Source organism: Rhodanobacter sp. Soil772, from assembly GCF_001428385.1.
GTDB lineage: Bacteria > Pseudomonadota > Gammaproteobacteria > Xanthomonadales > Rhodanobacteraceae > Rhodanobacter.
Genome location: NZ_LMSK01000003.1, coordinates 272,423 through 291,178, shown reverse-complemented (window position 1 = coordinate 291,178; position 18,756 = coordinate 272,423). Strand labels below are relative to the sequence as shown.

Annotated in this window: 13 protein-coding genes; 7 read left to right on the top strand and 6 right to left on the bottom strand. The window is 67.5% G+C overall.

The annotated features are described in order from the left end of the window. Window positions 1-939 precede the first annotated feature (939 nt). From ASG75_RS16040 to ASG75_RS12815, 3 genes are all read right to left on the bottom strand, one after another. On the bottom strand, window positions 940-1,428 hold the full coding sequence (locus ASG75_RS16040; protein WP_082547607.1) for a DUF2321 domain-containing protein: 489 nt from the start codon (window positions 1,426-1,428) through the stop codon (window positions 940-942). 326 nt (window positions 1,429-1,754) lie between these two features. Beyond that, window positions 1,755-3,719, bottom strand: a complete 1,965-nt coding sequence (locus ASG75_RS12820; protein ID WP_235580230.1) for a hypothetical protein — start codon at window positions 3,717-3,719, stop codon at window positions 1,755-1,757. A gap of 41 nt (window positions 3,720-3,760) precedes the next feature. After that, window positions 3,761-4,879, bottom strand: a complete 1,119-nt coding sequence (locus ASG75_RS12815) for a hypothetical protein (protein ID WP_235580229.1) — start codon at window positions 4,877-4,879, stop codon at window positions 3,761-3,763. A gap of 188 nt (window positions 4,880-5,067) precedes the next feature. On the opposite strand from ASG75_RS12815, the gene fusA reads away from it, so the two are divergent. Beyond that, complete coding sequence (fusA, locus tag ASG75_RS12810; RefSeq protein WP_056390035.1) at window positions 5,068-7,107, top strand: elongation factor G; 2,040 nt, start codon at window positions 5,068-5,070, stop codon at window positions 7,105-7,107. Between the two features lie 79 nt (window positions 7,108-7,186). Here the strand turns inward: fusA and ASG75_RS12805 are convergent, their stop codons facing one another. Next, a complete protein-coding gene (locus tag ASG75_RS12805; RefSeq protein WP_056390032.1) occupies window positions 7,187-7,654 on the bottom strand; it encodes an SET domain-containing protein-lysine N-methyltransferase in 468 nt (155 codons plus the stop codon). Between the two features lie 243 nt (window positions 7,655-7,897). Here ASG75_RS12805 and ASG75_RS12800 point away from each other — a divergent pair, with 243 nt between their 5' ends. Both ASG75_RS12800 and ASG75_RS12795 read left to right on the top strand, forming a co-directional pair. After that, window positions 7,898-8,374, top strand: coding sequence for a hypothetical protein (locus ASG75_RS12800; protein WP_056390030.1), 477 nt, complete (start codon window positions 7,898-7,900; stop codon window positions 8,372-8,374). A 30-nt stretch (window positions 8,375-8,404) separates the two neighbouring features. Then, window positions 8,405-10,180, top strand: coding sequence for an acyl-CoA dehydrogenase C-terminal domain-containing protein (locus tag ASG75_RS12795; RefSeq protein WP_056390023.1), 1,776 nt, complete (start codon window positions 8,405-8,407; stop codon window positions 10,178-10,180). 117 nt (window positions 10,181-10,297) lie between these two features. Here the strand turns inward: ASG75_RS12795 and ASG75_RS12790 are convergent, their stop codons facing one another. Next, a complete protein-coding gene (locus tag ASG75_RS12790) occupies window positions 10,298-10,534 on the bottom strand; it encodes a hypothetical protein (RefSeq protein ID WP_056390020.1) in 237 nt (78 codons plus the stop codon). A 98-nt stretch (window positions 10,535-10,632) separates the two neighbouring features. On the opposite strand from ASG75_RS12790, the gene ASG75_RS12785 reads away from it, so the two are divergent. Continuing rightward, entirely contained in the window at window positions 10,633-12,597 is a 1,965-nt protein-coding gene (locus ASG75_RS12785; protein ID WP_082547606.1) for a CocE/NonD family hydrolase, read from the top strand. A 78-nt stretch (window positions 12,598-12,675) separates the two neighbouring features. On the opposite strand, the gene ASG75_RS12780 is transcribed toward ASG75_RS12785, so the two are convergent. Next, window positions 12,676-13,248 carry a hypothetical protein gene (locus tag ASG75_RS12780; protein WP_056390017.1) on the bottom strand — a complete coding sequence of 191 codons (573 nt, stop codon included), beginning with the start codon at window positions 13,246-13,248 and terminating at the stop codon, window positions 12,676-12,678. Between the two features lie 966 nt (window positions 13,249-14,214). Between ASG75_RS12780 and ASG75_RS12775 the strand changes: the two genes are divergently transcribed. From ASG75_RS12775 to ASG75_RS12765, 3 genes are all read left to right on the top strand, one after another. Next, entirely contained in the window at window positions 14,215-14,781 is a 567-nt protein-coding gene (locus ASG75_RS12775) for an ECF-type sigma factor (protein ID WP_082547622.1), read from the top strand. Then, window positions 14,771-17,392 carry a serine/threonine-protein kinase gene (locus ASG75_RS12770; protein WP_056390013.1) on the top strand — a complete coding sequence of 874 codons (2,622 nt, stop codon included), beginning with the start codon at window positions 14,771-14,773 and terminating at the stop codon, window positions 17,390-17,392. The genes ASG75_RS12775 and ASG75_RS12770 overlap by 11 nt, the downstream gene beginning before the upstream one ends. 138 nt (window positions 17,393-17,530) lie before the next feature. After that, the gene (locus ASG75_RS12765) at window positions 17,531-18,706 is read left to right on the top strand and encodes a hypothetical protein (RefSeq protein ID WP_157616970.1); all 1,176 of its coding nucleotides are present in this window, start codon (window positions 17,531-17,533) and stop codon (window positions 18,704-18,706) included. Window positions 18,707-18,756: the final 50 nt, after the last annotated feature.

Sequence of the window (18,756 nt, the reverse complement as noted above, 5' to 3'; positions counted from 1 at the left end):
ACCTAACGCTGGAGTTAAGCGGCGGCGAAGCCGTCCGCCTTGAACGAAATGTTAGGCGCCATCGAGAAGTTTGCGAAGTACGCGAGTGACCCCAACGCGATAGGCGACAACACCTAACGCAAGCGAAATCGGCACGGCGACACCACAGAGTAAGCGCCAAGTACCGTCTAAATTAATGGCCAGAAGCAGAAATACCAATGAAAGGAGCATGCTTGCTTGCACCAGACGAATGAGCCGCTTCGCGCTGGCGGAGGTTGTGTAGCTAAGCATGAGCCGCGTCCGCTCACTGTCGGGCAGCGCGTCTAGCTCAGGAATGTCCGGCACCGAGAAAGGGATGTGCATATGAGCCTAACGCTGGAGTTAAGCGGCGGCGTAGCCGTCCGCCTTGAACGAGATGTTAGAGGGCATCCACGTAGTCCGGATCGTCGAAGGCAAGAAAGCAACCGGACTCGATGTCCTCGTAGGTGCAGAACGTGCCGTCATAGCAGTAGTTGCCGTAGGCGAAACTTGGATGAACCCGAATGACCTCTGCACTTGGCTTGGGAGTCATGGGCCGACGTTGGAACGCGAGAAGCACGATAGCACGCGTGTCGTTGCGGAGAATGTGCTCTGGAATGTTGCCGGCTTGAAGCTCTGCGATGGCAACTTGCTTGAGCGTCTCGGGCAGTTGCCACCACATGGACTGAGCCTCTGCGCCGTCAAAGCCATGACCGTTCCAGACAAGCGAATCGACGCTCGTTGTATCGCGCCCGAGCCGTTGAACTCCCATATGCCCTCTAACGCTGGAGTTNGCGCCGTCAAAGCCATGACCGTTCCAGACAAGCGAATCGACGCTCGTTGTATCGCGCCCGAGCCGTTGAACTCCCATATGCCCTCTAACGCTGGAGTTGAGCGGCGGCGAAGCCGTCCGCCTCGAACGAGATGTTAGACAGCACTTCACTAGGGCCCGAATATAGATTTCTTGACTGCTTCGCTGACGACGTCGATAAGTATTGAGCGCATGGCACCGACTGCCTCTGTACCTGCTTTCTTGGTAAGGCGCTTGAAACGCCCCTCCGCAACGGCTGTTCTTGGTGTGTCCCTCACCAAATCTGGGAAGCTCTCTTTCAGTTGTTGCTTCTCTTCGTGGCTTAACGTCGGAAGATCGTCTACGAGTTCCGACGCTGCTTCAAGACTGGCGGCCGTCCAGGGAAAGGGCTTGCCACAGCCGTAGCAGTATGCAGGTTTGCTGTACTCAAAAAATCCGATGACACCAGGTACGTGGTAGTACCCACGGATTGCTGTATTGCAGCCAGCGCAGCCCATGATCGTCTCTGCCCCACACTTCGCACAGAACTTCTGGCTTGATTGTGGTTGTGAAGATGCGAACGTACTTACGACGTGTCCGTTGAGACAAATTTGCGCTGTGTCGTAATAACTATCACTCACGATGCATTCCCTGTGATGTCTAACGCTAAATAGATTTCAAATTGCAGTCTAATCCCGCAGTCTATCCCGGTTACCCGGCATCCGGCCGGAGCTACCCGGCCACAGGAATCAATCACTTGCCCTTTTCGATGCAGCCTAATTCAGCAGCCTAATCCCGCTCCGTTTGCGGGACGGGCAGATGTCATCGGCAGTCTTTCACTGAAGGGAGCACGAGGCAAGCGACAGCGGCGAAAATGGTCGGGGTGCAGGATCGTTCGGGGGTATACGCGTCATTGCGTTCTTGCGGCCTCACCATGGCGAGGTGGACGTCGTTTTCCGGAAGACCATCAATGGAACTGGTCGCTTGCCGGTACCCACGAACTGGATGACGGCGCGGGTACGGCCGGCTTGACCGGCAGCACGATGCCTTCGCAGCCGGGTGGTGGCGGGCTGCCGGCGACGCGGGCGGCGGCGCACTCGGCGCTGTTGTCGAACCTGACCATCGGCGCCGGAGTGGCGCTGCTGGCCGCCGGTGCAGGCGTTGCCACGGGATTGGCCGGCGCCAGGTGCAGGCGCTCGTAGACTTTGTCGTCGACCGGCTTCGCGGGGGGATCGGGGTTGTTGCAACCGAACAGGGCGATCGGCAGCAGCGGCATCACCGTGCATTCCACGCGCACGCCGCGCGGCAGGTGGAAGGTGTGGCTGACCTTGGTCTTCTCGACGGCGCGGCGCAGCGCGGTGTCGATCGAGCTTTCGCCTTCGGGCGCCCAGTCCTGCTCGAAGCGAGTCGGCTGGTAGCCGATGTTCGGCGTGCCGTGGCGCATGATCTCGGTATCGCCGTGCGGCTTCAGCTGCACGTAGCCCCCCAGCGCGCCCTGCTTTTCGCCCTGCTCCGCACCCGGCTGGTTGCCGCCGGGCCGACCCTCGCCAAGCTGCTTGCCGCTGCGGCCCTGCTTGCTGCCCTGACGCACCACGGGCTGTGCGGCGGCGGTGCTGGTGCTGGCGCTTTCCGGCGTGGCGGCCACACCTTCGGGCCTGCCGGGTGTGGCCAGGTCGCTGCCTTGCGGCGTGGCGTCGGGGGCGCGACTGACATCGCGCCCGCTGCTGGTTTCCGTCGGACTGGGCGCAGCCTGCTCGGCCGCCGCGGGCGACGATGACGCCGGCGGACTTGTTGTCGGCGGGGCCGGCGTCGCGGCGGCGACGGCCGGCGGGGCGCTCAACTGCGGTCGTTCGATGGACGGCTGGACGGCTGTTTGCCGCGCCGTGTCGGCGACCTCGATCTTCGCGCTTGGTGCCTGCGGTTCGATTCGTGCCGGGGCCGCCGGCGCCAGCGGGACCGCCTCGAGTTCCGCCTCGGCCACCTCGACCGCCGGCGCCTGCAGCTGCGGTTTCTCGATCGGCACGGTCGGCGTCGGCACGCTCAGTGGCGCCTGCACGTTCACGCTCGGCGACGCTTGTGCGGGTAGCGGGATGGGCTGCAGTTCGGGTACCGGCGGCGCGGCGGGAAGCTGCGCACGAGCCGGCGTCACGCTGGCCGGCGCGCTGGATTTGGGTACTTCGGTATTCAGCGCGATGCTCGACACGGTGATCGGCGGCGCAGCTTGCGGCGGCACTTCCGGCAGCGCCAGCGACGGCGGTGGCAGCATCGGACGGTTGCCTTCCAGTTGCGGCTTGCGCACCGACTCGGGCTGGAATTTCGGCGGCACCGGCGGTTGCAGGGCCGGCGTCGGCAGCGTCACGGCCGGCGGCTCGCCGGCCAGCGGGATGGGCTGCAGTTCCGGCGTCGGCGCCGGTTGCGGCAGGCTCACCGGCGCCGGTGGGGCAGCGATCGGCTTCGGTGTCGGCGCGTGCGGCTTCGCGGCTTTCGCGATCACCGGCGTCGCGGCGGCGGCGGCCGGCTTCGGTGCGACCACGGCTATGGTGTTCGCGCTGCGCTCGCTGCTCGGCGCGGGTCGGCTGCTGCGGCCCTGGTGGCGCGGGCCGCGCTCTTTGGGCGGCGTGCCGCGCACCGGCGGCGGTGGCGGCGGTTCGGGTGGTTCGATCAGACGTACCTGCAGCAACTGCAGCTTCGATTCGGGCGGCGGTTTCAGTTCATAGGCCGGGCCGAGCACGAAGGCGAACAGACAGAACAGGTGCACCAGCAACGTGCCCACAGCCGCAACCACGTGCAGTCCGCGTTCGCGCGGACGCGGACGGGTACGCTGGTGATAAACCCGGGCCCGCGTGGCCGCCGCCAGCGGCGAATTCAGCATCACCCGCGCAGGATTGGCGGGACGGCCGGCGGCAGGTTGGTCCGGGGGTGGCAGGGGCATGCGGCCAGTGTAATGGGCGCAGCCGGGATTCCGTGTGACGCTCAGTGCTGCCTGGCGGCTCCCGCGGCGCGTTCGCGCAGTTCGGCGTCGACTGCGCGATTCGGCGTGTCGACCGGGCAGCCCCACGCCAGCGGTTTGCCGGCGCGGTACATCGCGATGCACGCCTCCTCACTCGGTTTCGGCGGCGCATGCGCGTCGCCGGCCAGCGGCTTGGTCGGCGCCATGCTGAGGCGCTCGTCGCCGTCCTTGGCCGAAGGCGGTGGCGGCGGCTCGCCACCGCAGCCGCCGGCCAGCATGGCGAGCGAAACGCCGCAGTGGATGCGCACGCCACCGGGCAGGCGAATGGTTTTCTTCACCGTGGTCTTGTCCACCAGCTTCTGCAGCGCGCTGTCGATCGCATTGCTGTTGCGGTCCCAATCCTTCTCGAAGCGCGTGGCCTGATAGGTGACCGGGCTGCGGTGCTGCATGATCCGCGGGTCGCCCTGCGGCAGGCGCTGCACGTAGCTGGGCGCGGGCACGCTGGCGGCGGCTGCGGGCAGCAACGGCTGGCCGTGTTCGTCATACAGGCGCGGTGCGGCGGCAGGTGCCGGCGTGGGCACCTGCAGGGTCATCGCGTTCTTCGCCGGCGGCTCGTGCGGCCGGGGCGGCGTGCGCGGTTTCGGCGGCGCCGGCATGGCCGGCGGCGGTGCGGCTACGGTGTTCGGTGCGCGCGTGATGAAGCGCACCTGCAGCACGTCGTCCGCTTGCGCGTGCACCACGGTCCGGATCGTCGTCGGCCGCATCTGCTGCCAGATCACCAACACGAACAGCGCATGCAGCAGGCCGGCCACCACCAGCGCCAGCCAGTGCTGGCGGCGCTCGTGCCGTGGTTCGTGCCAGCGTCGTTGCCGCAGCAGCGCCCGCGCTGCACCGTCCAGCGGACTCAGCCCGCGACCCGGCTGCTCCGCGGGCTCCGGGTCCGGCGACAGTGGGCGGTGCTGGGCAAGCTGCTGCGGAGGGACGATGACGGTGCCTCGTGGACGGTGACGGCGGACAGGATGGCCGATCGCGCTTGAACCACCGCCCAGCATCGGACGGCGGCAGGCGGGATCACGGCGCATCTCATTCAGACCGCCGCAGCGCCGCGCCGGTTCCCCGCACTGCAGCTTGACCGCACCCATGGTTCGCTCAAGGCTAGGCGGACGGCGCCACGCGCCGTCTCTCCGCCATGACCGCTTGCCCGGTGCACGCCACGCCCTGCACAGGTGCAAGACGACCATGACGGCCCGCCATCGTCAGCCGCCAACGCGCGGCCTCGCGCGGCGCCGTTCATGCCACGAGGCCACGCCCTGCATGGGAGGGTCGCATCGTGACGCATTCCACGGAAAGCATCCGCAACATCGCGCTCGCCGGACACGCCGGCGTGGGCAAGACCACGTTGTTCGAAGCGCTGCTGCTGGCCGGCGGCGCGATCCAGACGCCGGGTACGGTCGAGCGCGGCAATACGGTGTCGGACAGCGACGCGCAGGAAAAGGCGCGCGTCCATTCCATCGACAGTTGCATCGCGCACCTCGACCACGGCGACTGCCACCTCAACCTGATCGACACCGCCGGCTACGCCGATTTCCGCGGCGCCACGCTGGCGTCGTTGTCGGCGGTGGAAACCGCGGTAATCGTGGTCAATGCGATCAACGGCATCGAATACGGCACCCGCCGCATGATGATGCACGCGCACAAGCGCGGTCTGGCCCGCGTGCTGGTGATCAACAAGATCGACTTCGACGGCGCCAACCTGGCCGCGCTGGTGGATGCGCTGCGCGAGGAGTTCGGCAACGAATGCCTGCCGGTGAACCTGCCTGCCAACCGCGGCAACCGGGTGCTGGACTGCTTCTTCCACACCGAGGGCGCCACCGACTTTTCCTCGCTGGCCCAGGCGCACCAGCGCATCCTGGACCAGGTGGTCGAAGTCGACGAGACCGTGATGGACCGCTACCTGGATGCCGGCGAAAGTGCGCTGACGCCGCAGCAACTGCACGACGCGTTCGAGCAGTGCCTGCGCGAAGGCCACCTGGTGCCGATCTGCTTCGTCAGCGCCCGCACCGGCGCGGGCGTGCCCGAACTGCTGGACGTCGCCGCGCGTCTGCTGCCGAATCCGGCCGAGGGCAACCCGCCGCCGTTCGCGCGCAGCGACGGCACGCCGCTCAAGATCAGCGCCGATCCCGCGGCCCACGTGATCGCCGACGTGTTCAAGATCGTCAACGATCCGTTCGTGGGCAAGCTCGGCGTGTTCCGCGTGTGGCAGGGCACGATCCGCCGCGACAGCCAGTTGCTGGTCGACGACGGCCGCAAGCCGTTCAAGGTCGGCCACCTGTTCCGCCTGCAGGGCAAGACCCACGTGGAGATCGAGGCGGCAGTCCCCGGCGACATCGCCGCGGTGGCGAAGGTGGAGGAAATCCATTTCGACGCGGTGCTGCACGATTCGCACGACGAGGACCTGATCACGCTGGCGCCGCTGGCGTTTCCCTCGCCGATGTTCGGGCTGGCGCTGGAGCCGCGGCACAAGGGCCAGGAGCAGAAACTCTCCAACGCGCTGGGGCGGCTGGCCGAGGAAGACCCGTGCTTTCGCGTCGAGCATCACAAGGAGCTCAACGAGACGGTGGTGCGCGGCTTGTCCGACCTGCACCTGAAGGTGATGCTGGAGCGCATGCGCGAACGCTACGGCGTCGAGGTGGATTCGCACCCGCCGCGGATCGCGTATCGCGAAACCATCGCCGGCCAGGCCGAGGGTCACCACAAGCACAAGAAGCAGACCGGCGGCGCCGGCCAGTTCGGCGAGGTGTTCCTGCGCATCGAACCGCTCGAGCGCGGCGCCGGTTTCGAGTTCGTCGACGCGGTGAAGGGCGGCGTGATCCCCGGCCAGTACCTGCCGGCGATCGAGAAAGGCGTGCGCCAGGCGATGGAACACGGTGCCGTCGCCGGCTATCCGCTGCAGGACCTGCGCGTGACCGTGTACGACGGCAAGTACCACCCGGTCGACTCGAAGGAAGTCGCCTTCATCAGCGCCGGCAAGAAGGCATTCCTGGACGCCGTCGGCAAGGCGAAGCCGATCGTGCTGGAGCCGATCGTCAACGTCGAGGTGGCGATCCCCGAGAACAGCGTGGGCGACGTCACCGGCGGCCTCGCCAGCAAGCGCGCGCGCATCCTGGGCACCGATACCCAGCGCGGCGGCGAGCTGGTGATCAAGGCGCAGGCGCCGCTGGCCGAACTGACCGACTACCCTACCGAACTGAAGTCGATGACCGGCGGCCGCGGCCGCTACAGCCTCGACCTCAGCCACTACGAAGCGGTACCGCCCACCGTGCAGAAGCAGCTCAGCGAGGCGTGGAAACCGCACGTGGAAGAAGAATAGAAATGAAGCGTGGAGTGGGTGGAGAAGAATGAACGAGGGGCTTCTCTCGTTTCTCGCTCCCCTCCACCCACTTTTGCCCTCAGCGCTTCGGCTTGAGCAGGGTGCCGCTGCATTTCGGCGAGCCGCACAGGCAAACCCACAGCTTCTTCAGGCGCGCCGTATGCGGCACGTCGAGCACGATGCCGTAGTCGTAGGTGAGCTCCTCGCCCGGCTTGATGTTGCGGATCGCCTCGATCACCACGCGATCCCGGCGCGGGTCGCCGCTGGCGCTTTCTTCGACCAGCGCGCGGCAGTTCGGCGCGCAGCTGTGGTTGATCCAGCGCGCGCTGTTGCCGCCCTGGTTGGCGTCGATGATGTAGTCGTCGTTCAAGGTGAACAGGAAGGTGTGGCCGGTCTCGCCGCCGTCGCCGTACAGATCGTCCGCCTCCGCGTGACTCATCAACTTGCCCTTGTACTCGATGATTTCCTCGCCTTTGGCGATCGGGGCGGTGGCGAACACGCCGTTGCCGTGGATCGGCGAGCGGCGTGCAACAAAGCGTCGTGACATGCGGCGGAACCCTGCGGATGAAAGTGGAAGCGACGATGATGCCCGTTTGCGGGTAACCGCGAAACCTTCGCCAGGACGGCGCATGCGGAAGCCAGGCTCGCGTCTGCCGCGATCCTGCCGGCACTGGCCGAAGTTCCTGATGGATCCGCAACCCTTCCGCCGGCAACCATTCGCCGCTACTGGCGCCAACCCCCTCGATCGCGGTTAGAATCGGTATTCAAACGATCGTTTGGAGAAGCCGCGATGCGTCTGCTGCGCTGGATCATCCCCGTCCTGCTGCTGGGCCTGGCCGCCTGTGGACCGGCGAAGAAGAGCGTGTACCCGCCGAACGTCACCATCCAGCAACTGGTGGTGCTGCCGAACGGGCAGTGGCAGCTGACCGTGCGCATCCAGAACAACAGCTACGGCGGGATGGACTTCAAGTCGCTGGACGGCCAGTTGCAGCTCGCCGAGCTGGTACCGGTGCGGCTGCACGCCACCTTCGACCTCGACATTCCCGAGCTCGCCGGCGACGTGATCCAGCTCAACGTGCTGCCCACCGCGGCGATGACCCAGGCACTGCAGGCGATCGCCGCCAAGGGCAGTGCTGGCGCGCTGGCCTATCGCGTCAGCGGCAGCGCCAGCGCCAAGCCCGAGCAGGAGGCCAAGCCGCGCTCGTTCGACTTCAACGGCAACGACTGGATCTCGCCGGTGCCGGGCATCCCCAACACGTATCGCTAGACATCCCCGCTTTCCACCGAAGGAATCACCATGACCGCTTACAAGGCTCCCCTCGACGACCTGCGCTTCGCCCTGTTCGACGTGTTGAACGCCGAACCGACCCTCACCGCGCTGCAGGGCGGCGAAGCACACAGCCGCGACTTGCTCGACGCGGTGCTGGAGGAAGCCGGCCGCCTCAGCGAGCAGTTGCTGGCGCCGACCAACGCGCCCGCCGACGCGGAAGGCTGCCACTACGACAAGGCCACCCAGACGGTGACCACGCCGAAGGGTTTCAAGGAAGCGTTCAAGCAGTTCGCCGAAGGCGGCTGGACCGGCCTGACCAATCCGGAAATCTACGGCGGCCAGGCGTTGCCCGGCGTGCTCGGCACCGCCACCACCGAGATCTTCCAGTCCGGCAACCTGGCCTGGAGCCTGTACCCGCTGCTGTCCGAAGGTGCCACCCACGCGCTGGAGATCCACGGCGAGGCATGGCAACGCGAGCGCTTCATGAAGCCGATCATCGAAGGCCGCTGGACCGGCACGATGTGCCTGACCGAGCCACAGGCCGGTTCCGACCTGGGCTTGCTGAAGACCCGCGCCGAGCCCGCCCAGGGCAACAGCTACAAGATCACCGGCACCAAGATCTTCATCAGCGCCGGCGAGCACGACCTCACCGAGAACATCGTGCACCTGGTGCTGGCGCGCCTGCCCGACGCGCCGGAAGGCAGCCGCGGCATCTCGATGTTCATCGTGCCGAAATTCAGGGTCAACGAGGACGGCTCGCTGGGCGCGCGCAACACGGTCGCCGCCGGCGCGATCGAGCACAAGATGGGCATCCACGCCTGCTCCACCTGCGTGATGAACTTCGACGGCGCCGAGGGCTACCTGATCGGCAAGCCGCACAAGGGCCTCGCCGCGATGTTCACCATGATGAATGCGGCGCGCCTGTCGGTCGGCGTGCAGGGCCTGGCGCTGGCCGAGCGCGCGCTGCAGAACAGTCTCAACTACGCGCGCGAGCGGCTGCAGTCACGCGCGCTGTCCGGCCCCGTGTTCCCGAACAAGCCGGCCGACAACCTGCTGGTGCAGCCGGACGTGCGCCGCATGCTGCTAACCCAGCGCGCGTTCGTCGAAGGTTCGCGCGCACTGGTGCTGTACACCGCGCTGCAGACCGACATCGAACATCGCGCCACCGACGCAGCGGCCCGGCAGAAGGCCGGCGAGCTGGTGGCGTTCCTGATCCCGATCGCCAAGGGCATGACCACCGAGCTGGCGCAGGAGTGCACCAAGGAAGCGCTGCAGATCTACGGCGGCCACGGCTACATCGCCGAGAACGGCATGGAGCAGTTCGTGCGCGACGCCCGCATCATCACGCTGTACGAAGGCACCACCGGGATCCAGGCGGCCGACCTGCTGGGCCGCAAGATTCTCCAGCTGCAAGGCGTCGGCGCGAAGCACTTCCTGCAGGAGATCAGCGCGTTCTGCCAGCAGCACAGCACCGACGCGGCGCTGCGCAGCCTGATCGGCCCGCTCGCCGTCGCCACCAAGGAATGGAGCGACCTCACCGTGAGCCTGGCCCAGCGCGCGCAGGCCAACCCGGAGGAACTCGGCGCCGCGGCCACCGACTACCTGTACTACTCCGGCTACGTCACCCTCGCCTACCTGTGGGCGCGCAGCGTGGCCGCCGCCGAAGCCGGCGCGCAGTCCGCCGCGTTCAAGCAGGCCAAGCGCGACACCGCCGCGTTCTACTTCGCCCGCATCCTGCCGCGCACGCTGATGCACAAGGCGGCGATCGAAGCAGGCGTGGGTACCCTGCCGGCGATCGACTGAGTCGTCGCCGAGCCATCCGGCAAACCGGAGCCCGGGCCAGTCCCGGGCTTTTCATGGGTCGATGGGCAGCCGGATGTGTCCAACCGGGTCAGGTTTTGCTCTGCAACGACAGGCGCCTCACGGGCGGCCCTGGGCGCTGCTCTGCGTGTGCAGGTATTGCCTGATCCATTCTTCGTGGACTTCGGCAACCTGCAGCAGCTCCCGCGCCAGGGCGACCTGTGCAGCGGCAACGCCCGGCAGAACTGATGGCGCCGGTGCGGCCGGCGCAGCTCTGGCTACGCGCAGCGCCGGCGCCGCGGCCGTGGCCGGTTCGCTGTCGAGCAGGTAGCTGATGTCGTAGGCAAGGTCACTCATGCCCTGAACCAAGCAACAGGCTTGCCAACATGGGCCGGCATCCATCGGAACCGCCGTTGCGGTTACCCTGTGTTGCGTTGTCCACCCGGGGAGCCACCATGACGTCGAGTCGATTCGTTGCAGGCCTGAGGCCTGCGCTGTTCGCCCTGCTGCTCGCCACGGGCGGCATGCTGCAAGCCACCGATGCACCGCAGGCGAAGTACCCGGACTACCCCAGCGAAACGCCGGCGAAGTTCGTGCCGGCCACCGGCAGCTTCGACTACGTGCAGCGCGACGTGATGATCCCGATGCGCGACGGGGTGAAGCTGCACACCGTCATCCTGATCCCGAAGGGTGCCCACCACGCCGGCATCCTGCTCACCCGCACGCCGTACGACGCCAAGGCGCTGACCACGCACAGCATGAGCGGCCACCTCGGCCCGATGCTCGAGGGCTACGACAACGCCGCCGACATCATCGTCGAGGACGGCTACATCCGCGTGGTGCAGGACGTGCGCGGCAAGTACGGTTCCGAAGGCGACTACGTGATGAACCGGCCACTGCACGGCCCACTGAACCCCACCCCGGTGGACGACGCCACCGACACGTACGACACCATCGATTGGCTGGTGAAGAACATCCCCGAGTCGAATGGCAAGGTCGGCATCCTGGGCATTTCCTACGACGGCTTCGAGCCGCTGATGGCGCTGTTCCATCCGCATCCGGCGCTGAAGGTTTCCGTGCCGATGAACCCGATGGTGGACGGCTGGATGGGCGACGACTGGTTCCACCACGGTGCGTTCCGCCAGCAGAACATGGCCTACATGTACGAGCAGACCGCCAGCCGCGACAACTCGATCAAGTGGTGGACCAGCTACCGCGACGAATACGACCTGTTCATGCATTACGGCTCGGCCGGCGCGCTCGCCGACGCCTACGGCATGCGCCAGCTCGGCTTCTGGAACAAGCTGCTGGCGCACCCCGCCTACGACAGCTTCTGGAGCGAGCAGGCGGTGGACAAGCTGCTCGCCGCGCAGCCATTGAAGGTGCCGGTAATGCTGGTGCACAGCCTGTGGGATCAGGAAGACATCTACGGCGCGCTGGCCGTGTACCGCACGATCAAGCCGAAGGACTCAAGCGACAACATGGTCAAGCTGGTGATGGGTCCGTGGCACCACGGCCAGGAGATCGACGAGGGCAGCTCGCTCGGCGCGATCCGCTTCGGCAGCGACACCGCGAAGTATTTCCGCGAAAAGATCCTGCGTCCGTACCTGGCGCAATACCTGAAGGACGGCGCGCCGAAGGCCGGCCTCGCGCCGGTCACCGCCTACCAGACCGGCAGCAACCAGTGGCAGCGGCTGCCGCGCTGGCCGCTCGCCTGCGAAAGCGGCTGCGCCGCGAAAAGCCGCGCACTGTACCTGCAGGCCGACCACAAGCTCGGCTTCGGCTCACCCGCCGGCGGCGACGCCTACGACGAATACGTCTCCGATCCCGCGCACCCGGTACCGTTCCGCGCACGTCCGATCCAGCCGATCGGCTATGGCGACGGCCAGACCTGGTCGCAATGGCTCGTCGACGACCAGCGCGAAGCCTCCGGCCGCACCGACGTGGTCACCTACGTGAGCGACGTGCTCACCGCGCCGCTCACCATCAGCGGCGCGCCCGAAGTGAACCTGGTCGCCTCGACCAGCGGCAGCGACAGCGACTGGGTGGTCAAGCTGATCGACGTCTACCCCGACCAGGTTGCCGAGCAACCCGAGATGGGCGGCTACCAGCTCGCCGTGGCGATGGACATCTTCCGCGGCCGCTACCGCGAAGGCTTCACCGAAGCCAAGCCGATCGCCGCCAACCGGCCCCTGCCCTACCGCTTCGCCCTGCCCGCCGCCAACCACGTCTTCCTGCCCGGCCACCGCATCATGGTGCAGGTGCAATCGAGCTGGTTCCCGCTGTACGACCGCAACCCGCAGACCTTCGTGCCGAACATCTTTTTCGCCAAGCCGGCGGACTACGTGAAGGCGACCCAGCGCGTGTACCACACGCCGGCGCAGGCGAGCTTCATTGCGTTGCCGGTGGTGGGCGGCTGAGAGTTCGAAGCACGATCGGCAACGCTCTGCAGAGATAAAACAGCGCGCGGCATTGAGGCGAAGTCTTTTGCAGAGTTGTCAAAGCGCACCCGCGGGAGTTCGCTCCCGCGCCGCTTTTCGAAACAACCCGGCCGATATGAGCCACATCGCGACGAAGAACACCGTCAGTCCCACCAAGGCAAAATCGAATTCGATTACAGCGGCCACGGCGATCACGACGACCAGCGCCTGGGCGACGGCCGTCGCGATCAACGCGCGTGCCATGCCGTGAGGCCGGAAGCGCGCGATGAGCGCGCCGATGATGCCGACGACGAGCACTCCGCCAAACATCAAGTTGGCCGGATTGTTTTCCGTGCCGATGATGCCGACGGCAAGGTTCACCCAAACCAGGATGAATCCCGCCGCGACCGCCACGCCGAACGCGGCGCGGTACGCGGTGTTGCTCGACACCCTCGCGCCCAACTCGTAGGTGCCACAGGCGGCGAGCAGCATGGCGCCGAAGACCATGAAATCGAACGGCGTCCAGACCACGTCCCCGGTGAACTGCATCGCCACCAAAGGCAGCAACAGCAAACCCGCCGCGGCGCCCCAGACCGCCGGCCTCCAACGATTCCCGCGCCGCCCGCCACTGTTTCCCGTATTCGCTGCCATGGCCCCGCCTCCGCATGAGTGGTACTGCAAGCGTCCTCCCGGCATGTGGAAAAAGAAGGGACGCCGTGTGGAGCCGGGAAGAAGTCGGCTCACCGATCCATCGAAATCCGGATGAAACAGCTGGACCAAATTTTTGTCGACGAGAATTCTCATTGGGCCGACCCGACAAAACGGGTCAGCGGCCTTTCGCGCGTCACCTGGGCGAATAGCCGGATGCTACCCAGTCGTTCGTCTTGAGCGAGCGGTTGGACGACTCACCACAGCCTCCACCAAGGCCGCTTTGCCGCTCTTCGTGACGTGTTGCTACCCGGATAAGCGGCGGCGTAGCCGTCCGCCTTGAACGAGTAAAAAGAGACTTTCTCCCTTTACGGCCTCGAAGGCCATGATGCTGTTGCGACACAACCGCCAGCAGAAGAGGAAGTTTCCATCGGCACTATAACCATCGGCATGGATTTGGCGAAGGTCCTGTCTTCAGCGTATGAGGTGGATGGCTCCGACCACGTGCGGCTGCGCGGTCGACGGGTTTGCGTTCACGCGTGAAGACTGGCAACGGGCCCGCCGCGCCGAAGCTGACCTGATCGCACACTGCCGCCGCGTGGGTGAAGAAAGCTACCTGCCTTCGTCAGCGTCGGCATGCTTTCGTGTGCACTGATGCCGACATCGCCGCGCAAGAACCGGTGGCAGGTTCATCGATCCGGATCCATGAACCTGCCACCGCCCGACTCCGTGTTTCCGGCCGGTCACGAGACCCCGATCACGCGGCCTGGACGACGAAATCCAGATCGAGCCCGCCACGCCGGTGGATATGGTAGAAAGTTGCCTCTGGCACGAATGGCAGTGACGCCATGCTTCGCCGGCTGCATGCGCAATCCCGGGCTCGCAGCCTGAAACTGAAAACTCGGCAACGGCATGCCCGGCAAGTGGCTACTGGCGCCGCTGGCGGGATCTGCCTGGGGGAAGGCACACGTGTCCGACACTGACATCACCGGCTTGCTCGCACTTGCCCGCGACGGCGAGCCCGCGCAACTGGGGGCCGTGTTCGAAGCGCTGTACCCCGAGCTGCTGCGCCTGGCCAACGCGCGCCTGCACGGCAACCAGGCCACGCTGACCCCGACCGTGCTGGTGCACGAACTGTTCCTGCGGATCACCCAGGGCAAGCCGCTGCCGCTGGCCGACCGCAACCACTTCTTCGCGATCTCGGCGCAGGCGATGCGCTGGATCCTGGTCGAACACGCCCGCCAGCGCGTCAGCGAAAAGCGCGGCGGCGGGCAGCTCATGGTCAGCCTCGACGACCAGATCCCGCAGATGCCGGTGGCGACGACCAACGTGCTGGCGCTGGAAGAGTGCCTGCAGGCACTGGAGGCGATCAGCCCGCAGCGGCGCCGGATCGTCGATCTGCGCTATTTCGCGGGGCTGGAATTCAGCGAAATCGCGCGCCTGCTGGCGTGTTCCGAACGCACCGTGTACCGCGAATGGGAGCGCGCCCGCGCGTTCCTGCAGGCGATGCTCGACGAGGCCGGCGATGGACGCTGAGACGCTGGCGCATTGGCGGGCGGCCGACGCGGCCTTCGACCAGTGGCTGGACCTGCCCGAGGGCGAACGCGACAACTGGCTGGCCGCGCAGGTACTGCCCGCGCCGGTGCGGCGGCGGCTCGAACAACTGCTGGCCGCGCACCGGCAGCCGCGGGCCTCGCTGGACCCGGGCGGCGGCGACCTCAGCGGCTGCCGCCTGGGCGGCTGGACGCTGGAAACCGAACTTGGCCGCGGCGGCATGGCCGTGGTCTATCGCGGCTGGCGCGAACAGGGCATGGCGCGGCAGCAGGCGGCGATCAAGATCCTCACCCTCGGCGCGCTCGGCATCGCCGGCCGCGACCGTTTCCAGCGCGAGGCGGCGATCCTGGCCCGCCTCAACCACCCCAACATCACCCCGCTGCTCGACTCCGGCGTGGCCGACGACGGCACCTGCTGGCTGGCGATGCCGCTGGTCGAGGGCGAGCGCATCGACCACTGGTGCGAATCGCACGCGCTCGATACACGCGCGATCGTGCGGCTCTATCTGCAGGTCTGCGACGCCGCCGCCTACGCGCATCGCAACCTGGTGATCCACCGGGACCTCAAGCCCTCGAACGTGCTGATCGAGGCTGCCGGCCATGTGCGCCTGCTCGACTTCGGCATCGGCCAGTTCACCGGCTCCACCGAGGAACGCACGCAGACGATGTTGCGCGCGATGACGCCCGGATACGCGGCGCCCGAACAGCTGCACGGCGCCTTGCCGAGCACCGCCATCGACGTCTACGGCCTCGGCGCCCTGCTCCACCGCCTGCTCACCGGACGCACGCCGCAGACGACGGCCGAAAGCAGCCGATCCACCCGGCCTTCGCTGCTGGTCCGCGCCGATGGCGACGCCTGCCACCGCCATTACGTGCCGCTGAAGAACGACCTCGACCGGGTGTTGCTCAAGGCCTTGTCCGAAGCGCCGGAGCAGCGCTATCACTCGGCCGAGGCACTGGCCGACGACCTGCGCCGCTGGCTCGCCGGCCTGCCCGTGCTGGCGCAGAAGCCGCGGCCGGGCTATCGGCTGCGCAAGTTCGTCGGCCGCCACAAGGTCGGCGTCGCCGCGGCGTGCCTGCTGCTGCTCACGCTCGCCGGCGGCGTGGCGACCACGCTGTGGCAAGCGGGCATCGCCAGGGAAGAGGCGGCGAACGCGCGCACGCAGGCGCAGCGGGCAACGCTGGTGCGCGACTTCCTGCAACACGTCTTCGAATCCACCAACCCGGATGCGGGCGGCATTCCCAGCGCGCTCGACCTGCTCGACGAAGGCGCCAGCCAGGCGCGCGAGAACATCGTCGCCAGCGATCCGCTGGCTGCCGCCGACATCCTCCACCTGACCGGGGTTTCGCGCCTGCGCCTGAACCGGCTCGATGACGCCGCACGCGATCTCGAACAAGCGCTGGAACTGATCGCTGCCGCGGGCGGCGCCGGGCAAACCCATGCACGCCAAGCCGCGGCCATCCACAAGGAACTGGCGCGACTGCACCGTGTGCGCGGCAACACCGCCGAAGCGATCCGCCACGCCCGCGCCGCCCTGGCCCTCGATCATCAACTGGGAACACCGGTCGCCGACCATCTGCGTGCCATGAACGCGCTGGGCATGGCGCTGGCGACCACCGCCCCGACCGAGGCCGAAGCGCTGCACCGGCAGGCGCTGGCGCGCATCGCCGGAAGCACGCTGGAAAATTCGCGGCTGCACCTGGACACGCTCAACGGTCTTGCCGTGTCCATCGCCTTCGCCCGGCCCGCGGATTTCGCCGAACGCATCCAGCTGCAGGAAACACGCCTGCGCATGGTCCGCGCGCTGGACGGGGAACAGAGCGGCAGTTACGCGTACACCGCCGCCGATGCCTCCACCACGATGCGCAAGGCCGGCCGGCTCGAGCGCGCCGAGGCGTTGGCACGGCAGGCGGTGGAGATCACCGATCGCATCTATACCCGGCCCCACCTGCATGCGTCGCTCGCCCACTGCAACCTCGCGGCGTACCTGATGCAACGCGGCCGGCACGCGGAGGCCCTCGAACACTACGAGACAAGCAGCGCGATCGACGACCGCATCAAGCGCATGGATCTGCATGCGGAATCCTGCTATCGCGGCCATGCCTACGTGCTGACGGCGCTGAACCAGTCCGCCCGCGCGACCGAAGTGCTGGGCCGGAGTTCGGCCATCATCGGCAAGCACGGCTTGACCCACCAGGGCGCCGGCCTCGCCGCCTGCGGCTTGGCCGCCTCGATCCAGTGGCACCGCGGCAAAGCGGAGGCCGCCACGCAAACGCTCGCAGGCTGCGCGCCGCCGGCCGGGGTCGAGCCGCCGCTGACCTACCGGCTGGCGCAGGCCGAGCGGCACCTCCTGGGCGGCAACCGCGCGGAGGCGTCACAGCTTCTCGCCGGGCTGCGCAGCGAGCTTCCGCCGGTAAGCCTCGCGCGCGACTGGCAGCGCCCCTGGATGCTGTCGCTGCTGCTGGCCCGGGACACCGGCGATGCGGCCGCCACGACAGAACTACTCGCCGGCCTGGGCGATTTCGCCAGCGTCACCCCGCTGGCGCACTGCGTCGCCGCGACCAGCCAGGCCCGCTGCACGGCGCTGCCGTAGGGCGGCGAGCCACCGGCCGCCGGGCCGCCCGCGATGGCGGCTGTCAGTTTTCGCGCACGAATCTCGTTTATGGGAGACCCGGACTCGCCGGGCTCGGCCGGGCCGCCGTTTCGGCCCGCCCCAACGAGGGCGCCGCCCATGCACACTTCTTCCCTGTTTCTCGCCGCCTCGGCTTTGGCTGTCGGCATCGCTGCCGCGCTGCCGATGGACGCCAGCGCGCAGACCAAACCCAAGCCCAAGCCAGCGGAGCTGTACATCGACGTGGCGACCCACGCCATGCCTGGCATGCCCGGCATGGGCAGCATCGGCCGGATGGCGAACGCGATGAGCGGCCAGACCGCCAGCTATGGCATGGCGCGCAGCCCCGGTATGGCCGGCAAGTACCTGGACATCGCCCTGCACAACCGCCAGCACCCCGGCACGCCGGCCAGCCAGTTCGTGCCGAAGGGCCTTCGGGTCGGCGAGCGAATCGAGCTGCTGCCCTCCCCGCGCGGCGCCGCGGCCCCGCTGGCCGACAGCCCGCCTGCCCACCAGATGCCCGCCGACGGCGGCACCTTCCGCATGCGCTACTACTGGGGCTGCGGCGAGCAGGTGCGCGCGGGCCAGCCGGCCGAGTACACGGTGACGATCCGCAACGGCAAGCCGGTGCAGAGCGGCCGCGCACCCACCCCGCGGCAGGTGCCGTCGTCGGGTATCGACCCCGGCCCCCAGCACGTGTTGTGGCCGAACCCGTCCAGCCGCAAAACGGTCTCCGCCAAGGCGTCGCTGGTCGGCACCCACCGCGTGACCGGCGAGGGCTTGCCCGAAACGATGCAGTTCGAGCTGGCGCACGACCACGACTTCATGCCCGCGCTGAAACTGCGCAGCGAGAGCAAGGCCGAACAGGGGCCGACGCTGCACTGGGATGCGGTGGACGGCGCGCGCGCCTACTTCATCCACGGCACCGCGATGGACGGCGACACGATCGTGATGTGGAGCAGTTCGCAGGACGGCTACGCTGGCCCGGAACTGATCGGCTACCTGCCCGAAAAGCAGATCGCCCAGTGGACCGGCTCGCGCACCCTGCTGAACGCCGATGCGCGCAGTTGTTCGATCCCGCGCGAGGTGTTCGCCGGCAACGGCAACGCCGCGCCGGTGCTGCAGATGATCGCCTACGGCAGCGAACGCACGATCAGCCAGGCCGGCTGGAACGTGCACGTGCGCAACAAGTCGACCGCGATGCTGATGTCGTTCGGCGCCGGCGCGCCGGGCGCGTCCCCGCTACCGGTCAAGGACGCGGCCAAGGGCCTGCTGCGCGGCCTGATCGGTCGCTGACCCCGTGTCCGGGCAGCCCACCCGGACACGTTGCACCACTCTTCCCTCTT

Coding starts and splice junctions, on each gene's coding strand:
- ASG75_RS12815 (WP_235580229.1), bottom strand. CDS start 4,879: ATGGGTGCGGTCAAGCTGCAGTGCGGGGAACCGGCGCGGCGCTGCGGC.
- ASG75_RS12770 (WP_056390013.1), top strand. CDS start 14,771: ATGGACGCTGAGACGCTGGCGCATTGGCGGGCGGCCGACGCGGCCTTC.
- ASG75_RS12800 (WP_056390030.1), top strand. CDS start 7,898: ATGCGTCTGCTGCGCTGGATCATCCCCGTCCTGCTGCTGGGCCTGGCC.
- ASG75_RS12765 (WP_157616970.1), top strand. CDS start 17,531: ATGCACACTTCTTCCCTGTTTCTCGCCGCCTCGGCTTTGGCTGTCGGC.
- ASG75_RS12820 (WP_235580230.1), bottom strand. CDS start 3,719: ATGCCCCTGCCACCCCCGGACCAACCTGCCGCCGGCCGTCCCGCCAAT.
- ASG75_RS12780 (WP_056390017.1), bottom strand. CDS start 13,248: ATGGCAGCGAATACGGGAAACAGTGGCGGGCGGCGCGGGAATCGTTGG.
- ASG75_RS12790 (WP_056390020.1), bottom strand. CDS start 10,534: ATGAGTGACCTTGCCTACGACATCAGCTACCTGCTCGACAGCGAACCG.
- ASG75_RS12795 (WP_056390023.1), top strand. CDS start 8,405: ATGACCGCTTACAAGGCTCCCCTCGACGACCTGCGCTTCGCCCTGTTC.
- ASG75_RS12805 (WP_056390032.1), bottom strand. CDS start 7,654: ATGTCACGACGCTTTGTTGCACGCCGCTCGCCGATCCACGGCAACGGC.
- ASG75_RS12785 (WP_082547606.1), top strand. CDS start 10,633: ATGACGTCGAGTCGATTCGTTGCAGGCCTGAGGCCTGCGCTGTTCGCC.